Origin of the sequence: Corynebacterium sp. KPL1824 (assembly GCF_000478095.1) — a bacterium.
Lineage (GTDB): Bacteria > Actinomycetota > Actinomycetes > Mycobacteriales > Mycobacteriaceae > Corynebacterium > Corynebacterium accolens.
On record NZ_KI515750.1, the window covers coordinates 714,193 to 731,064 of the forward strand.

Consider the following 16,872-nt stretch of genomic DNA (forward strand, 5'->3'; position numbering starts at 1 on the left):
ACCGCTAACCCCTTACTTAGCAAGGACCTACCACCCTGCCAGGCGCCACGGATTAGTCCTGCTGGGACTCTTCTGGGGAATCGTCCTCATCGTCAGATTGACGCAGGTAACGCCACAGTCCAAATCCAAGGAGCGCAAGCCCCAGGATGAGGATCCATACGAGGGTCTGCATACCCGTTTCGGGCAGTAGGCCTGCGATAAGCCCAGATGGGCGCAGTGCACCTTGCGTATCGGAACCAGAAGCAGAATGAACACCGTCTTGTCCTTGTACCTGCGCAGTCACAGTCACGGTGGAGTCTCCTGTATCTGGGTACCGATAAGTTTCATCATCACCAACCGGTATCTGTACCTCGAAACTGCAACTAAATTCGTCACCCACCTTGAGTGCTTCCGGCGGGGAGCAAATCTCCTGCGGGATAACGCCGTCTTGCGGAACCTCCACGGACTTGCTGTCCTTTAGAAGGTGCAATCCCGCCAAGGATAGATCTTTGACCTGCAGGCCTTCCAGATCGAATACACCATCATTGGTGACCTTATAAGTCATGGGCATGGTCTTCGTATCTGCCGGAAGCAGCGTGGTATCGAATACATCACCCGTGAGCTTGCCCAAGGGCGTACCCTCAATGGACTTTTCCACATTCAACCCAGCAAATTCATTCTTTGCCACTACTGACCACCGCTCACCTGAACGGCTCGTGTCAGCGCCGTCTTGGACCGGCTGGACGTTAAAGGCTATCGACCTAGTTGCTTCGCCGTTGTTTTGCTCGGCGGCATCGGAAGGCGCTCCGCCTGGGAGAGAACCGCCCGAGCCGCTTGGCAGCGCAGTGATGCGGTCGCCCGTGTCACTAAGGCTAAAAATGGAATCGTTGCCTTCTATCCCATCATCGATCTCGCTGATCTGACAATCAGAATCCACTGGAACGTTCTTAATGGTGTGCTCACCACCCGACTTCAACGTAAATTCCCCATTGGACGCGTCTGGGTCATTGGGATCGCTACAAGAATGGCGGAATGTAAACTCTGCGTCTTGTGCAGGGCCACCAATGGCGTTCTTAGTGAATTGGACATCGTAATGCGCGCGCGGATGGTAAATATCTGCACCGATTACCATGGGTTCACTGGTGGATGAACGCTCTGCAGCGGTTTTAAACGTGTACTCACGTTTCTTATCGTCTTTTTTGACGTCCTTAGCAGCAATCCTCGACAACGAGCTGTTTGGGATTTCTCGTTGGTCAGCGGCCCATCGTGCGTATTGGGTCAATGGCGTGCGGCTGCCTGCCGTGGCTTCCAGCTGGCCGCGTTCCGCAAATGCGTCGCCGTCTAGTTGCAGTGTGCAGTCCACGCCAACAGGAAGTTGCAGGGGACGACCGCCCGTAGGAGCCTCATACGTCCGAGGTAGCTCCGTCGCACTGGTATCGGCTAACGGGAAATTTTCAGTGATTGTCGTTGCCGCCGGATCCTTGCAAACCACAGTTGCGGTATATCCCGCGGCATTAGCTCCCTCAAGATAGCCGGAGTTTCGAACAATCAGATTCACAGGTGCCGTGCGCCGCTCTACCCTATTGACGAAGTGAAGGTCCGTTGCTTTATCCACACCAGGATTAGGGGCATTCTTCTCGATGCCCTTTTCTTCTGGGTTGATCTCCAATGCCGCCGGAGTATTGGAGGCATCTTGCTCCGCTACTCGGCACGTTGCTCCTGCGGGAACTAGGGCCTCGTCGGAGTTGAAGGAAAGGACGCTATTTTCCCCTTGCGTACCAGCATCGCGGAATTGCTTCTTGGTGATAGAAGACGGGATTACAGATGTGGATTTAGGCCGCACGTGTTCCGAAAGGAATGAAAGATCACCGATTGTACTGGTCCTATAGCCCACAGCCTCGCACTGCATAGTGAAGTTCATTTCATAGTTGTTTGGAATTTCCTTCAGGTTGCCCTCGCGACCTACGAGGTCCTTGCTGAGCTTCACCTTGGCGGTCTCGTACTCGTAGTGATTTACAAGGCGGACTTGGTTTTCGTCTTCTTCACCCGAGATGTTGAAAGACGGCGAGGTCGACTTTTCATCTTTCAGTTCCTTGTCTTCCACCGCATTTCCGGCTTGTTGCTGGGTAGTCCATTCCACATGGGATGGCCGGACAAACGCTTTATTATCGTGTTCCCCGTCGTTGATGTCCAAGTCCAGTTGACCGAATCGATCACCGGTTATACGGCAATCGGCGCCCACAGGAACCTCGGTGAACGCGGTATCTCCCTCACCCTTAACTGTTACCGTTTGGCTAAACAGGGGGTCACCACCGCCGGCAGCACCGGCTTCTTGGCACACCAAATTGTAGTTGTGCTCATTAAAGATATCTGCAACATTCTTACCGGCAGCCGAATACTGATCGCGGATGCTCTGGTTTGGCAACCACGCTTTGGTATTCAACTTAAGGTCCGAAGTTTGACGCTTATAGGTATTGATAAAAGTGACCTTTACGTCGTCCGAATTGTTAAACGCGTATTCCCTAGAACCGTCCGCACTAATATCCCCATTGAGAATAATGCTCTGCTCTAGGGAGACACCAACCTCCGGATCGATTTTCGGCTCGGAGATTGTGCAGTGCGAACCCACGTTAATATTTGCTGATTCGCTCTTGCCTACCTTGATCGTCGAGGTCACGTGCACGCCAGGCGTACCATCCGGGTTGGTGCATCTTAGCTCGACAGGAAAATCCTGCGCCACCTTAGCGTCACGACTAGCTTGCGAGATCAGGTTATTGGGATCATCAAAATTAACTTCTTTAGCATTCGAAACCGTAGCTTGCAAGAAATGATAATCGTGGTGAATTTTAAAGGTGGACTTTTCACCGATGGTGAACTTTTCCCCATTGCCTATTTCTTTAGGCTCGCCTTCATCGGCGGCGTAACGATAGTCCGAATCGATACCGATGGGATAGGTTTCCCCAGTATCGGACGTACGCTCCGCAGAGTCTTTTTCTTCAACTAATTCGCATCCCGTTCCCAAAGGAACGTCATTTGCCGCAATGTTTGCGCTCTTTCCTGGGGCTAAATCAAGCTTAGCGGAGTAGCCGTTATCGCAACGCAGATCGTAATTCCACGATGTTGGGGCCAATGACTCACGCCCGGTAGAACGCAGGGAAATATTTAGGCCTTGGCCGGCAGGTGTGAATTTGTTAGTTGCAGTCGCAGTATTGTCTTCAGCATCAACGGAAACCTTTACTGGATCGGTATCGGTCTCGAAGTTGATGCCACCGCTGATATTGGGCGTCTCTTCGACAAAGCTACACTCGTTGCCATAGGGCACGCCCAGCTTGCCATTCTTATCATTCAGCCGCGGATCGTCCGAGACCAACGTTGCCTCCCCGTTAGCAGGTACAGTGACTTTACCTTCGAGGTTGACGGTCCGGATTTGCGCATCATCGCCGTTGCCTTCATAGAAGTTCCGCGGTCCGCAGCGATATGTAAAGGTATAGGAATCTGGAAGGTCCGCGTTGTTTACCGTGGATTCAACGTTTTTACGCAGGGTCACCGCCCCGAGCTTTGAGTCGAATTTATTCGTCACGGTGACCACGTTCCGGCTATCGCCTGATACTTGGCGCATAGTCACAATGGCAGCATTTTGTGCTTCCGCGTTGCTCAGCTTTTTTACAATACCGCTGGCATCTGTAGCGCTGATCATTGCGCCTTTGAAGTCGGCCGTTGTAGTTCCAGTTGGCTCATCTTCCCAGACGTAGCAATCGGCGTTTGCCCTGATTCCATCGATGGATACTTCATCGCCGTTGTGAAGGAGATTAACTTTTCCTTCCTTAACCGTCTTTCCACCTACCTCACAGCGGTAATTAACCTGGAAATCAAGGGCTTTCACGTCTTCATTGCCAGCCGCTAATCCGGAAACCTGCTTTTGGATGACCAAAGGGAAGGTTTTGTACCCGAACTCCGTCTCTTCGCGGAGCTCCTTCGTTTTTCCCTTCGCCTCTAACCAGAAGTGATAGTAGTTGTTTTCATCCGTCTCAATGGGTTGCCCATTCAAAGTGGCACTTTGTTTATCAACGGAGATCGTCTGGTCCTGCTCCTCAGAAAACTCAGGCGAGAATTCTAGAATGCACTCCCTTCCGACAGGCAGGTCCGAGATGACCGCGGAGTTTTCCGGCTTAGCCTTGCTGAGATCCAGCGTTCCATTCCGCTGACCCATATTCGTGCCTTCACAACGCACGCTATATTTAAAGGCACCGCCAACCTCGCCATCATTTACTGGCTCACCGGTGATACGCTTACTGAGCTTTAGTGAAGCTTTTTGATAATCGTAGGTGTTTACTGCGTCAGCCTTCCCGGAGGCAGGCCGGCTGGGATTATTCCTATCCGGCTTAAGCTCCACCTTGACCGCAGAATTCGGATCACCCGTAGCTTTTTGACCATTCCATGAGAGGCTAAAGTCCGTTCCCGGAGGGGCCTCTTCGCCCTCGGCAAATTTTTCGCTCACGGTACAGGACGCACCCTCCGGCAAGGACTTAACTACTTCAGAGGTTCCGCTCTCTAATTCAACGTCATCTTCCAGCTTCACTTCCGGATAGGCGTTTTCAAACCCGGACGGAGCTTTACACGAGTAGTGCAAGGTAAACTTACGGGACTGAATATCGCTAAAGTTTGCCGCGGAACCATTTACCTTTTTGCTTAGGGTCAACACTGCTGGCGAATACTTGGGTTTCCAAGAAACCGAGCAATTGGGCACACGATTGTCTTTTTCCGGCAGTAGTAATGTCGATTGCCCGTTTGCGGTGTCTTTTTTTAAGTCATAACCGCTCGGCACATTTCCGGAGTCGATTTGAAAGGTTTGGGCGCCGCCACCGGAATTGCTCAACGTACAACGCCAAACTGGCTCATAACGGTCAAACGCCTTGTCCGTCGGATTAAGTTGGGAACGGAATCCTATCCGGCCCGTGGCGTTCGCATCTTTGTCAAGCCGACGCATCACCGTGCCGGATCCTCCTGCGTTGACCGGGATATCAGTTTCAACATTGTTATCGCTGAGGAAAGCATGGTAATCGGCGTTCCGAGATGCCTGCGTCGCCGCTTCCTCGTAAGAAGAATCGATCTTTGCTAGATCTTGTTTCGCGTTAAAACTAAGCCGATTGAGGGACACCCCGATAGCGACAGCCTGCTTACCCGGCGTGCGAGAACCCATGCTGATTTGCATAGTCTTTGGATTATCTACCCCGACGACCCAAGACGAGTGCGCACCACCGACTCTCGAGTGACACACGAATCCTCTGTAACGACCATCAGCAATGGGCCCCCATTCCCGCAACGCCGTTGGCTCGTTGCCTTCGCCGAATCGTCTCTCACAGGCTTTTCGTTCTCTATTTTGGCGTAACTCCGTGGGTGCAGTGACTTTGACTTCGTCGCCAGCGCCACCGTCCACACTGATCATCTCACCAATGCCAGGTCCACCCGTAGATTCAGCATCCGCAACGGCAAAGCGGTACTTAGACAAGGATCCTTCTACACCAGCGCGCTCGACCTTAATATTGCTCAATGTAAAACGGGTAAACGGGTCCTTTCCCCCCTCCATCTGCAGCACATCTTGGGTAATGTTCCCGGTTGCTTTCTGGAAAAAGCCGGGTTTCCCGAAAATAGCTTCTTGCCACGTCGGGTTAGGCTGCGACGTGATTGAGGTATTTGGATCTTTCGACGAAATCGACAAATCCAACGTAATCGTGTAGTCCCCAACATGTTTGGTGACGGGCCCTGGCCTCGTCATATCACTGACATCAAGCCAGCAAATCTGATTCGCCCATTGTTCAACATTGCCTGTGCCTGTACGAAAGGAACAATCACCAAAGTTGGTGCCATCCGAGCTATTCCTATTAGAGCCTTCGGCTGCCGCTGCGTGCGGTGTTGTCAGTTGGGGTATTACCAAAAAAGAAGCCCCAATGACAATACTAAGTACGAATGCCACAATGCGTACGAGTACTGAAGATAGGGACCGAAACAGAGACGAGGCAGAATGAGCCATCGACGTGTCCTTCCGATTACGGTTCCGCTCACCACAGTGCACAAGCCACTACGGTTCGGCGCAATTCTTTAGGCATGGTACTCAGAATAACGTGTCGATTCCAGCCGCTAAACATGCCTCGGGTGGGCCATAGCTCAAGGCAACCACCAACATGTACATCATAGCCCAGAGCTTCCCATATCGTTATATTGAAGTGCCTCAGGTTTTGTTCCGTTTGAGTAGTTGGGAAAGTCTGGTGGGGTTGCCCGCAAATCGTGGACACGTAGTCAAGCTACCTAGTGGTTAGGCAGCTATTTCTTTTCTGCTGGTGGTTAGGCTGGTGTGGTTTTCGAAATCGACGGGGCTGACCATCCCGAGAGCGGAATGCCGGCGCCGACGGTTGTAGACCACTTCAATCCAGTAGGCAACGGCCTGACGCGCAGCATCGCGGGTGGCCCAGCGCTTCCGGTCGTAGAACTCGGTTTTCAGCGTCGACCAGAACGACTCGGCCATCGCGTTATCGAAGCACACCCCGGTACGCCCTACAGATTGAGCAATGCCCAGGTTGCGGCACACCTCCCAGAGCTTCTCGCTGGTAAATTGCGTCCCCCGGTCAGCGTGAAACACCAGCCCGTCAGGAACGTCACCACGCAGCGTATGTGCCATCCGTAGGGCCTTTTCGACCAGGGAAGTATCTTGCACGCTATCCATAGCCCAGCCCAGCACCCTGCGGGAATGACCATCGCGGACCGCACATAAGTACAACCAGCCCTCGCCAGTGCGCAGGTAAGTAATATCTGACATCCACACCCGGTTAAGTTCACCGGTATCAAACATGCGCTTGACCAGGTCAGGAAGACTTGACTTACGCTTAGATTGAATCGTTGTCACCGGCACAAAAGCACGCGGTGAAATCCCTTCAATGCCCATCAGACGCATCCGCTTGGCCACAGTCTTGCGATTCACACTGATCTGGTAGCGCTCGGCGAGTTCTGCGGTAATCCGCGGGGCACCATAGACCTCATCGGAGTCTTTCCAGATCTGATGAATTTTACGATCAACATCATCGTAAAAAGATATCCGATCATCTTTACCGGATAAGCGTTGCTGCTGCATATGGGCCCATTTGTAGTATCCAGACCGAGACACCTTCAACAAGCGTGCCATGCGCTTGATACTGAAATTCGCCTTCTCCTGCTGCATCAATTCGAACTTTTCTGATCGCGTTGCTGTGCGGCGAAGAAGGCTGTCGCTTTTGACAAAAACTCGTTATCCATCTTGGCTTCTGCCAGCTCACGACGCAGACGAGCATTCTCAGCACGAAGATCCGCCTCGCTTAACCCATCAGAGGACCCTCGGCGTTGACGCTCATTTTTTACCCATCGGCCTAAAAGGCCAGGTGCGACACCAATTTCTTTGGCTACATGAGCAATTGGGCGCTGCGATTCGATTACCAGGTTCGCGGCTTCACGTCGATACTCAGGTGTGTATTTCTGGCGTTGTTGACTCACAATGAACATCCTCTCTTACGGACACAAGATCCGCACTAATCGGGTGTCCACTAAACGAGGGTAACCTCACTGGGGCGCTTCAAGCTTGAGTTATGAACAACATTACACGACCGATTAACCATTATCCTCTTTTGGTGACTGCACAAAATTACTACTAATGGCAGCCAAACCGATAACCGCTACTAAGAATAGGATGAGACCAAGAGGAAGAGAGGGAAAGTGAATTACCAATCTATGTGCAATTTGAGAATCCATATACGTACTTAGGAACCCGGCTACTCCCAGCGAAAGCAACACCGCGAAGGCAGACGGCACGCAATTGGCCAGTTTCCTAGTGCGATACGCTTCAGTGACTGGTACTCCCTGTTCCCAAATTGTTCGCGCATCCCGAATAAGCCTCCCCTGCTGAGCTAACGCCAACCCGAAAATAAGGACTGCCACACCAACAATCACGTAGGCAAATAGTGGTATAAACTCGCTAGTGCCCGTACCGTTCGGGCCATAAAGTAACTGCTCAGGAAGTTTTTCTGCCCACTGATTGGCACTCGCAATTGATATATTCTCAGTAACTCCGAGGTCAGGAGGGTTCGAAAATACTGCAACTGAATACGTATCTTCCGCATCGCTTTGCCAAGCAGGTTCTGACTGAGAATTGAAGGTTTGATCCCATGGTCGCATCCAAGTCTGGTCAAATGGGGAACGAGGCTCTTGACCTACTACGCCCTTGTCTTTTAACAAAGAATCAATGGTTCCATCTCGATCCTCCACTAGGGTGTAAACGGCCCCTTCTTCCAGGCTGGAAGGTTCAAGCTGTCCCGAGTCTTCAATAGCCGGCGCCCACCTTAGCACGCCTAAACAATCCTGCGAATAATCTCGACAAGCTTTTCTTACCTCCGCAACGCCATCTGTTCCTTCACCGACCGGAGCTGCCACAAATACATCTTCAACATTATCGGCTAATGCCTGTCGGGCGGAGAAAAGGGCCGAGTCGTTAGAAACAAATAATATGACTGGAAGTAAGACAAAAATGCAAACCATCCGCAAAACTGTGGCGGGAATGAAGGAACGCAAAAGTCGAATAGCTAGCACGAATGAGGTCCAACCACGTCGGCGTAACAAAAAACGCTCAATCACGTAAAGAATAAGCGCATAAATAAATACCGAAGCAGCGCTAACCAAAAAAGGCGTGGCATAAATGAACAACAACGGCCAGCGGCTTCCTGGAGGAGCCTGCGGTATCAAAAGAAAAATGGCGACTCCCAGCACACAAGCAACAATCCCCAACGGATAATGAAACAACTCTGAAGCTTGCGGACTACTGGGCTCTGCATCTACGCCAACAGGTTTCTCCCTTAGCTCAGCTAGAGAACTCGTTTCTTGCCGTAGGGGAAAAATACTAAGCAGGGTCGTAACCAAGCACGTAAGGAAAGCCACGAGGAATGGGGACGGGAAACCAGAAGGCGAAGTAATTCTAACCCCAGAATATATAAACGAAAAAAGCGGCTGAATAACCATTGGTACAAGAAAAGCATTGACCAAGGAAAAGCACGCGATCACTACTACAGCTTCACACACCAACCCATAGCGAATCTTTGACAATGGGAATCCAAACAAACGAAGGGCTCTATAATGTGCTCTTCTCCCCATTATGACGTGCCTAATACAATACTTAAGAGCCAAGCTGAAAGGTACTAGAGAAACGACAGCAGAATACATCAGCCCCATCGATAACGACTCAGTGACTTCCTTCGCCCCTACAGTCGAGATCAATATGCCGATGAAAAAAGTAAGGACAAAACAAGTTGAAAGAAATGGGACACTTTCAACGATTGTGTCCCTCCGAATCTTCGATGCCAACGAGCGATAATTCACAGAGGGCCCCCAATTGCAAGACTGTGATCAGCAAACTCCGCGACGCGTTCATCGTGGGAAACTATCAAAGCAATTGCTTGGCAGGATTGGGCATATTGCGAAAGGTAATTCAGGACAATATATGCATTTTCCTCGTCGAGTGCACTGGTAGGTTCGTCTGCAAGAATAAGTCGCGGCTGTTTACAAAGCGCTGTTGCAACAGCTGCACGCTGGCGCTGGCCTCCGGAAAGTTCACCGGGAAGACAATCAGATAGCTCAATAATCCCGAAATTCGTGAGCAGAGAACTGCTGTCTGTCGAAAGTGATGAGTCACTAGAAAGGCTGCACGCAAAAGCTAGATTCTCGCCTACAGTTAGACAAGGGATCAACCCTGAATCTTGGAACACCACGCCCATAGATTGAGCCCTCAGCATATCACGCTGACGTCTCGAAATTGACCAAAGACTTTTTCCGCATAATTTTACCTCTCCTGATGAAGGTGGTTGAAGTCCGGCGATTGTCTTTAGGAGGGTGGTTTTACCTGCCCCCGATTTGCCTCGAACCCAATGGACACTTCCTTCCGAAAAGCGTTTGTCTATGCAAGCAAGTATCTTGCCTCGTTTCGACGATATTTCTAAGTTACATAGCTCAAGCATTCTTTCCTCCTAGTTCAGGAAAAGGGATCCAATCCCCTGGTCGACAAGCTTTCTTGGTAAGTGCGTAAAGCACTCCAGCCGTGCCAAAGGCGAAGTCAAGAGTAAACCTTTCATTGCGGTCTCCAAGGCAATAGACTGCCCCATCCATCTCCATGCATTGCTTTTTCAAAAGTATTTCTTGACTTCGAACCATTTGTCCTCCGACTTGAGAGCCAAAAACCTCATTAGCTCGCTTCAACGCCCAATAACAGCCTGCACGACCGTAAAACAATCCCGCTGTAGCGAAGTACTTTGACGAACACGCTTCTATTAAGCCCAAAAGTTGCTCGTCGGTGGCAATGATTCTATGCTTTTTCGCAAACTCAGTTATTGCCCACAAGACACCAGCGCTTCCTTCTGCTAGGTACGGGAGCAGCCTATCCCCATCATCGATCATCAAGCTTCCATTTTTGGACTTCTTACAACCAAGAAGGTCCTCGGTACACATAGTTTCAGCGACATCTAAAACACTCTCGGCCCTCGAGCTTTGTTCGAATTCCCACCACTGGAGGAGTGCCATAGCAGCTCCACTCCAGCCGCTTAAAAGGCCACCGGAGGCTTCGATCTTTCTATCCCCAAAGGAGCTAAGGAGCAGATCAGACAAATTCAGTCCAAGCTCTTCAAGCAAAAGGCTTGTCTCATTTCGGAGTAATGATCCGGAACCTCTAACGCGAGAAAGTATAACTAGATCTCGAATCATTTTTTTTTGCGTGAATTCATGCTCAATCTTCGAACTGTATTCTCGCTCCAAGGATTTAACATACTCATTTATCGAGTCTGGTGTAGGTTTTAGCACCATACGGAGCTCAGTCAAATGTACAGCATTCCTGTTATAAAGATCAGAATCTATTTCCGCTTTCCTCACTAATTCACTCTTAAACCTGTAGTCTTCGTACTGGTTTTGACTTTGCGTGTACACTAAATCCCGCAGCCCTTCGGGAGAAAATATCGTACCGCTACCTAAGCTACCGGCTCCAACTGGTATAGTCTCGCTGACTTGCAAATGCTCTTCGAACCTGTCCCACGACTCGACAATGCCACCTGCAAGATCAAACTCATTGACTCGACCAAAAGCGTACCGCGGTACAGGGAGCTCGATAAACTCCTCCAACCATTCACGAGCCGCTTTACCGTAGAAATCTTGAATCTCATCTAGAATCACGCTCCGCTCTTCTAATGAGAAGTCCACCTGGGACGCAGACGGGTAAAAAAGTGACAGCGCGATTTTTCCCAGCCCGTAAAGGTCGTTCTCCTCGAGACGAAAATCTTTTTCTTGATTTGAACACCGGATCCTCGGATCCGCCATAGAAAATCCCGGTGTCCAGTATTTGGGGACCCCTGTTCCTGTAGGGGCCGCCGCCTCCCAATCTACAATCATGACCTCTCCGTTTAGAGAAACCAAAATGTTGTCAGGTGAAATGTCACCGTGACACCAGCCGATATCATGCACCCTAGTAAGTACGGCTCTAGCCTTTTCCATGCAAGATTTCGCCCAAAAGACGTATGAATCCGTTTTTTCCTCGGTCCCCAAGACGAGCGGACAAGTTTCCGTGACATACGCCCTAAGTGATTTCCCGTTGAAATAATCGGTAATCAAAAAGCTAGACTTCTCACCATTTATCATTTCACACTTACTTGGAACTCCGTCTAATCCCTTTAGTTCCTCCAGCACTTTACTTTCCTGCTTCAGGCTGGAGACTCCGTCCGAACTCCTTGTAGTGAAACCCGAAAGCACTCTAACTTCCTTTACAAAGACCTCACGACCTTGATAGTAGGCTTTCATCGAGAGACCTCTACTGCTGTAGCGAAGAACCTGGTCTACCTCGAAGGGGACTCTGACTGCGTTTCGATCACGCTTAGCTAAGGCAGCATTGATAGATCCACTCCGAGGTGCCCATCGGGGAATCTCTAAACACCCAGATCGACTCGGCCAAAAAACCTCTCCCGAGGGGGACTCAAGTGCTTCAAGCCAACGTTGTTTTTCTTCGCACCACTTCTCCATCAGTAAGAATGATCCATACCTAAAATGTACTGGGGAGTTGCCTATCTGGGCATCGGATAATATTTCGGGTGCACGAAAACCCTGGAGTGCATGATAAAGTTCGGAGACCAGTGCATCAAACTTCTCAAGCGTCACCGGATATGCCGTCAAAAGTTTGCCAAACTCGTCTACCGACGCTGTCTTCAAGAGCTTTTTAAAATAAACTGATGGATCGGCCGCGACCTTAAAGTAAACTCCTGCGTCTACAAGAATTGGAATCGCCGTGCCCAGAATTTCTTCAGCTTGTGAAGGAATCGCACTCAGGTGGATTTTCCATCCACATTGAGGAAGGTCGTTCGGCTTGGGGCCGACGAAGCGCCATGGAGAAGCAATATCACGACTTAAAAAGCTCCAGCGTTCAGAAATTTTCCACCTTTCACTTTCTCTTTTAGGCTCGTCATATACCAAAGGGTGTGAACTCACAGCAAATGTTTTGAGCTTCAATTTCCATCCTTCATTGCTATTATTTTTGTGTTTCTTATCTGACATGGAATGTGGTGACTAGCGTGTACGACAATCCTGGAGCGTTGTGAATTTAATAGCTTTGCTAAACGTACACAGTTGTGTTCATCAAGTCCTGAGAATGGCTCATCCAAAAGCAGTATAGGTTTAGTGGACGCTAAAAGCCTTCCTAGGGCCAGCCGACGCTTTTGTCCTCCAGAAAGTTCCCCTACCGTAAGAGCCGTCGAACTTCCAGCTAAAGTATCTGATATGTCGGAAAGGAAGTCGTCTAAACCCGTATCTAAACCTAGAATATCCGCCAGAATTCCTGATACTTCTTCAGTTTCAAGGCCCGGTTCTTGAGGACAATAGCCAATTAAATCTCGGTACCTATTGCTTGGTTTTTCAACCTGCTGCCCATTCCAAATTTCAACAAATCCGTATTCAGGAGCTTTTAAGCCAGCTAATACGCGCAAGAGTGTCGTTTTTCCACAGCCGGACGCTCCGGAAATCATTACAAGATCTGACCGTTTAAAACTATCTGAATAACTACCCTCTGCCTGAAACTCGTCGCACGTAATTCCCGCAAAATTCAAGCACAATGAGCTTTCGATAATTGGTAAATTAGCAGTCTCCGATATTAAAGACTCTTTTCTCTTTAAAGTTGGAATTCTTTTTTTCGCAGCTTCCGACTTTTTAAAGCTTTCCAAGCTTTCAGTCACAACTTGAACCGGGGAAACTACCATCCCAGCAACTGTAAAAACGGTAATCACTTCACCGACAGACAAATTACCTCTAGGAACGAGAAAAATCATTGCTAAGGCGACACACACTGTAGGAACCAAAGCAAAAATAAGAGAGGGAACCGTCAAATAAATGAACTTGGTAAGTACCACTCCGCGCAAAGCTGAAGTCATTTTACTTACCGTATCATCGATTTCAAGTTTTCCCTCACCAAAAGCGTCAAAAACTCTAATTTCTTCATAACTCCTCACAAAGGAAGCCGTTTCGTCTACAAGCTGAGCATTCATATCGAGCGCTTTTGCATTTGAGTACTCCAGTTTCCGCAGACCTTCTTTTGTCAGGAGGATTCCGACTATCAATGAGAGCGCAATAAAGAGCAGAAAAGCTTTATTAACCCGAAGAACTAAAATCACAGCTACGACTACACTTGTAAGCGAAGAAGAAATCGAGCAGACGATACTCACAACTCCGGAAACATATTCTCTGGAATCAGTAAGAATATTTGAGGCTAGATTGTCGTTATAGGCTGGAATCCCCTTTTCCTTCACCTCAATCCTTGACCGCTCCAATAGGGCGGTCCTGACTGCTCCTATCCCGTTAACTTCAGCAATTCCTTTGAGGAACTCGGCTCCTTTGCTTACCAAAGCCCAAAAAATAGTTACGCTTACTAGAACCACCCACGCTGGGAACCTTAGAATTGTTCGACCATCAACCAACTGCCCAAGCAACCATGGTTGCACCATCCACAACGCGGAGGTAACAGCCGAAGCGATTGCGGCCACCCAAAGGGAACGCACTGGAAACATTCTCTCACTCATAAAATGCAGTGAGGGCTCTCTTCAGAGCCCTCACTCCAAACAAATTTTAGTTACCACACCAAGCAATGCTTGCTCGGCTTTCCCGTGCAGCTGCGCAGTCAGTCACGCTCACATGGCTATCTGCACGATTAACCTGATCGCCGAGCCCCTTAGCGGCTTCACGAATTTCATAAATACTGGTCATTAATATTCACCTCCTTACCTTCTCGGGAATCCAAGTTATCAAGACCTCATGATAAATGTTAGAAAAATATAGCTTTCTTATACTTTTGTATAGTATCCCCATCAGAATGATTGATTTGAAGTAAGTTATAGATCAAAATAATGATAACGGTGTTTACTACCCAATCAACCCGATGAAAATGGAGATACTGGAGTGCCTTTGGTTCTAGGTCCAGGTGACTTTAGTGTTGTCCACTGATGCCCTGCCTGTGGGTGGAGAGAAAGGATGAATGGTGAAGAAGTTCGGTACACACACTCCCGAACAGTTTGTTCGCAAGCTTGATGCGGCTCAAGAATTCAGAGAATCAGGATCGAACATGGCTCAGATCTGGATCGAGCTCGGTATCAGTGAATCCATCCTGAATCGGTGGCAGTCAACCTACGCGGCGATGACCAAGAGCGAAGCCAAAGAACTCCAACGACTGTGCGAGGAAAACACGCGCCTCAAACGCCTGCTTGGTCATGCAGAGCTCTACAAAGAGGCATTGAGAGAATTATCGGAGGGAAACTTCTAAGCCCAGCTCGCAGCCATGATGCCGTCTGGTACCTGGTCGAGCTGGGCTACTCTCAGAGATACGCTTGTCAGATCTTCGGACTCTCTCGCAACACTTATCAGCGTGTTAGGAACTGGGCCAGTGAGCCTGATAAATACGCGCAACTGCGCGAGTGGATGCATAAATTCGCGCGTGATCACCGCCGGTGGGGCCACCGGCGCGCCAGGATAAGCGCCTTCGCTGAGGGCTATGGGATGTGCCGAGAAACCTTCCGTCGCCTCTGGCGTGAAGAAGGCCTCCGCGTACTACCGCGCAGGAAACGAAAATGCGCCACTGGCCACGGCCTGCGAGATGCTCCTGCCGGGCAATACCCGCGCGGTGTGTGGCTTGGGATTTCCAGTTTGATTCGACTTGGCTTGCTAAGACGATCGAGATCTGCAGCATCATCGATGAATACACTCGCGAACACGTCGCTTTCGCGGTCAACAAGAAAATCGATGCGAGATCCGTAATCGAACTCCTCGCCCCCCGCAAGCCTTGACCATGGCGGGCGTCCGCCGATGCTCCGGATGGACAACGACCCTGAATTCATCGAACATGCGCTGCAAGATTCGGCGGCCGAGGATAAAACAATCCAAGCGTTCTTCCCGCCAGATCAGCCGTGGCATAACGGGCAGGTCGAGTTTTTCCACAACTGGATGCGAGACGAACTGTTAGTAGACAACAACATCGAGAATCTCGAGCACTTCCGCTTGCTCGTGGCCCAGTGGTCACGGCGCTACAATAAATTCCATCCGCATTCTTCACTGGGCTACCTCAGTCCACGAAAGTATTCACAACAATGGAGATAAGAAAACACGGTCAACACTTAAACAGACTGGGCCTAATTGTTAGGCAACTTCAATGCTATACCTGCTTTACCGCTTAAACTTACGGAGGCCTTAAATGAGGGTATTGATTCTAAGCGACGCCGATACCAACGCACCTGACGACCTAGTTCCTCCGTTTTCTTTAATTCAGAGTATTCTAAAGGATGTTTCAGTCTCAAGAGGTGGAACGCATGCCATTGAACTTTTAAGGCACCAGCATTTCGACATCGTTTTTATCGACGCAACAACATCATTACAAAACTGTTTACCTGTCCTAGGTTTCATTCAAAATAACAGTGCATCGGTACGCACCTATTCCATCGCATTAACGATCTCAGAATCAGATAACATATTTTTAACGTTACTGGCCGCCGGCGTGTCAGCGATTATCCGCCCTCCAAAAACGATTTCAGAGGTTCAAAAGGCGGTAGAAGTTGTTCGAAGGGGCGGATGCTACTTATCCAATCAGGACACTGCTCGACTAGTCAAACTTACTCTTCACAATTATTCGGATTTTACCCACAACAGGCGTAGCGCTCTTTCCAAAACCGATCGTAAGATCCTCCACCTCGTGCGCCAAGGGAAAACTACTTTTCAAATCTCAGAATTGTTAGATTTTTCCGAGATCTCTATAAAAAAGCATATTTCTAATCTCTTTAAACAATACGAAGCCGTCTCCAGAGCTGAGTTAATATATAAGAGTTTTTATGATGTCGATTTGTAATCTATTTATACTAAAACTCCGAGGTGAGGTATGCCAGGTTTGTTGTGTTTGAGTAGATGGGAAAATCTGGAATATGCCAAGAAAATTTGACCGGGATGCAAAGGACCGTGTGGTTCGCCTTGTTGAGGACCGCATCTTGGCGGAAAACATGTCCATGCAGCAAGCGTGCAAGATCGTGCGTGGCATGCTGCCCGGCAATGGGCGCAGGCAGCCCGCCGTGCTGGGAGCTTCCCAGAACCAAGGCCTGAAGATGTGGCCGCCGAACATGCGAGGATACGCCGTGAAAATCACCAGCTACGCGATACTAATGAGCTGTTGAAGGCTGCCTCAGCTTTTTCGCGTCGGAACTCGACCCAAAACGTTAAGAAATGAAGCGTCCTGGGTTTAGTTCCTACCTCAGCTAAGGAAGGATTGAACTATGCCTAGAAAGTATTCCGTCGAGTTCAAGGAGAAGGCGGTCCATCAGATCATCG

Annotated in this window: 10 protein-coding genes and 1 pseudogene; 4 read left to right on the forward strand and 7 right to left on the reverse strand. The window is 49.5% G+C overall.

From position 1 onward, the window contains the following. Positions 1 to 52 precede the first annotated feature (52 nt). The 7 genes from HMPREF1267_RS09645 to HMPREF1267_RS13020 all read right to left on the reverse strand — a co-directional run bounded on the left by HMPREF1267_RS09645 (position 53) and on the right by HMPREF1267_RS13020 (position 14,274). On the reverse strand, positions 53 to 5,953 hold the full coding sequence (locus HMPREF1267_RS09645) for a DUF5979 domain-containing protein (protein WP_198012003.1): 5,901 nt from the start codon (positions 5,951 to 5,953) through the stop codon (positions 53 to 55). Between the two features lie 339 nt (positions 5,954 to 6,292). Continuing rightward, positions 6,293 to 7,509 (reverse strand): IS3 family transposase gene (locus HMPREF1267_RS09650; RefSeq protein WP_156906104.1). Its coding sequence is split into 2 segments (ribosomal slippage): positions 6,293 to 7,248 and positions 7,248 to 7,509, totalling 1,218 coding nucleotides; the frame shifts between segments, so codons are not numbered across the junction. A 105-nt stretch (positions 7,510 to 7,614) separates the two neighbouring features. Then, complete coding sequence (locus tag HMPREF1267_RS09660; RefSeq protein WP_232215135.1) at positions 7,615 to 9,099, reverse strand: ABC transporter permease; 1,485 nt, start codon at positions 9,097 to 9,099, stop codon at positions 7,615 to 7,617. A 269-nt stretch (positions 9,100 to 9,368) separates the two neighbouring features. Further along, positions 9,369 to 10,007, reverse strand: coding sequence for an ABC transporter ATP-binding protein (locus tag HMPREF1267_RS12795; protein ID WP_023029129.1), 639 nt, complete (start codon positions 10,005 to 10,007; stop codon positions 9,369 to 9,371). Beyond that, positions 10,000 to 12,576, reverse strand: coding sequence for a phosphotransferase (locus HMPREF1267_RS09665; RefSeq protein ID WP_084539244.1), 2,577 nt, complete (start codon positions 12,574 to 12,576; stop codon positions 10,000 to 10,002). Before HMPREF1267_RS09665 ends, HMPREF1267_RS12795 begins: the two co-directional genes overlap by 8 nt. Further along, on the reverse strand, positions 12,528 to 14,054 hold the full coding sequence (locus tag HMPREF1267_RS09670; RefSeq protein WP_198012004.1) for an ABC transporter ATP-binding protein: 1,527 nt from the start codon (positions 14,052 to 14,054) through the stop codon (positions 12,528 to 12,530). Before HMPREF1267_RS09670 ends, HMPREF1267_RS09665 begins: the two co-directional genes overlap by 49 nt. Before the next feature lie 82 nt (positions 14,055 to 14,136). Then, complete coding sequence (locus HMPREF1267_RS13020) at positions 14,137 to 14,274, reverse strand: hypothetical protein (RefSeq protein WP_156906124.1); 138 nt, start codon at positions 14,272 to 14,274, stop codon at positions 14,137 to 14,139. Between the two features lie 268 nt (positions 14,275 to 14,542). Here HMPREF1267_RS13020 and HMPREF1267_RS09675 point away from each other — a divergent pair, with 268 nt between their 5' ends. From HMPREF1267_RS09675 to HMPREF1267_RS13600, 4 genes and pseudogenes are all read left to right on the forward strand, one after another. After that, positions 14,543 to 14,827, forward strand: a complete 285-nt coding sequence (locus HMPREF1267_RS09675) for a transposase (protein WP_084539245.1) — start codon at positions 14,543 to 14,545, stop codon at positions 14,825 to 14,827. Between the two features lie 539 nt (positions 14,828 to 15,366). Then, the gene (locus HMPREF1267_RS13025) at positions 15,367 to 15,657 is read left to right on the forward strand and encodes an integrase core domain-containing protein (RefSeq protein ID WP_023029134.1); all 291 of its coding nucleotides are present in this window, start codon (positions 15,367 to 15,369) and stop codon (positions 15,655 to 15,657) included. A gap of 94 nt (positions 15,658 to 15,751) precedes the next feature. Further along, positions 15,752 to 16,399, forward strand: a complete 648-nt coding sequence (locus HMPREF1267_RS09685) for a LuxR C-terminal-related transcriptional regulator (protein ID WP_023029135.1) — start codon at positions 15,752 to 15,754, stop codon at positions 16,397 to 16,399. Positions 16,400 to 16,447: 48 nt separating this feature from the next. Beyond that, positions 16,448 to 16,577 (forward strand): annotated as a pseudogene (locus tag HMPREF1267_RS13600) (transposase); the annotation flags it as partial. Between the last annotated feature and the right edge of the window lie 295 nt (positions 16,578 to 16,872).

Coding starts and splice junctions, on each gene's coding strand:
- HMPREF1267_RS12795 (WP_023029129.1), bottom strand. CDS start 10,007: ATGCTTGAGCTATGTAACTTAGAAATATCGTCGAAACGAGGCAAGATA.
- HMPREF1267_RS09665 (WP_084539244.1), bottom strand. CDS start 12,576: ATGTCAGATAAGAAACACAAAAATAATAGCAATGAAGGATGGAAATTG.
- HMPREF1267_RS13020 (WP_156906124.1), bottom strand. CDS start 14,274: ATGACCAGTATTTATGAAATTCGTGAAGCCGCTAAGGGGCTCGGCGAT.
- HMPREF1267_RS09675 (WP_084539245.1), top strand. CDS start 14,543: ATGGTGAAGAAGTTCGGTACACACACTCCCGAACAGTTTGTTCGCAAG.
- HMPREF1267_RS13025 (WP_023029134.1), top strand. CDS start 15,367: ATGCTCCGGATGGACAACGACCCTGAATTCATCGAACATGCGCTGCAA.
- HMPREF1267_RS09685 (WP_023029135.1), top strand. CDS start 15,752: ATGAGGGTATTGATTCTAAGCGACGCCGATACCAACGCACCTGACGAC.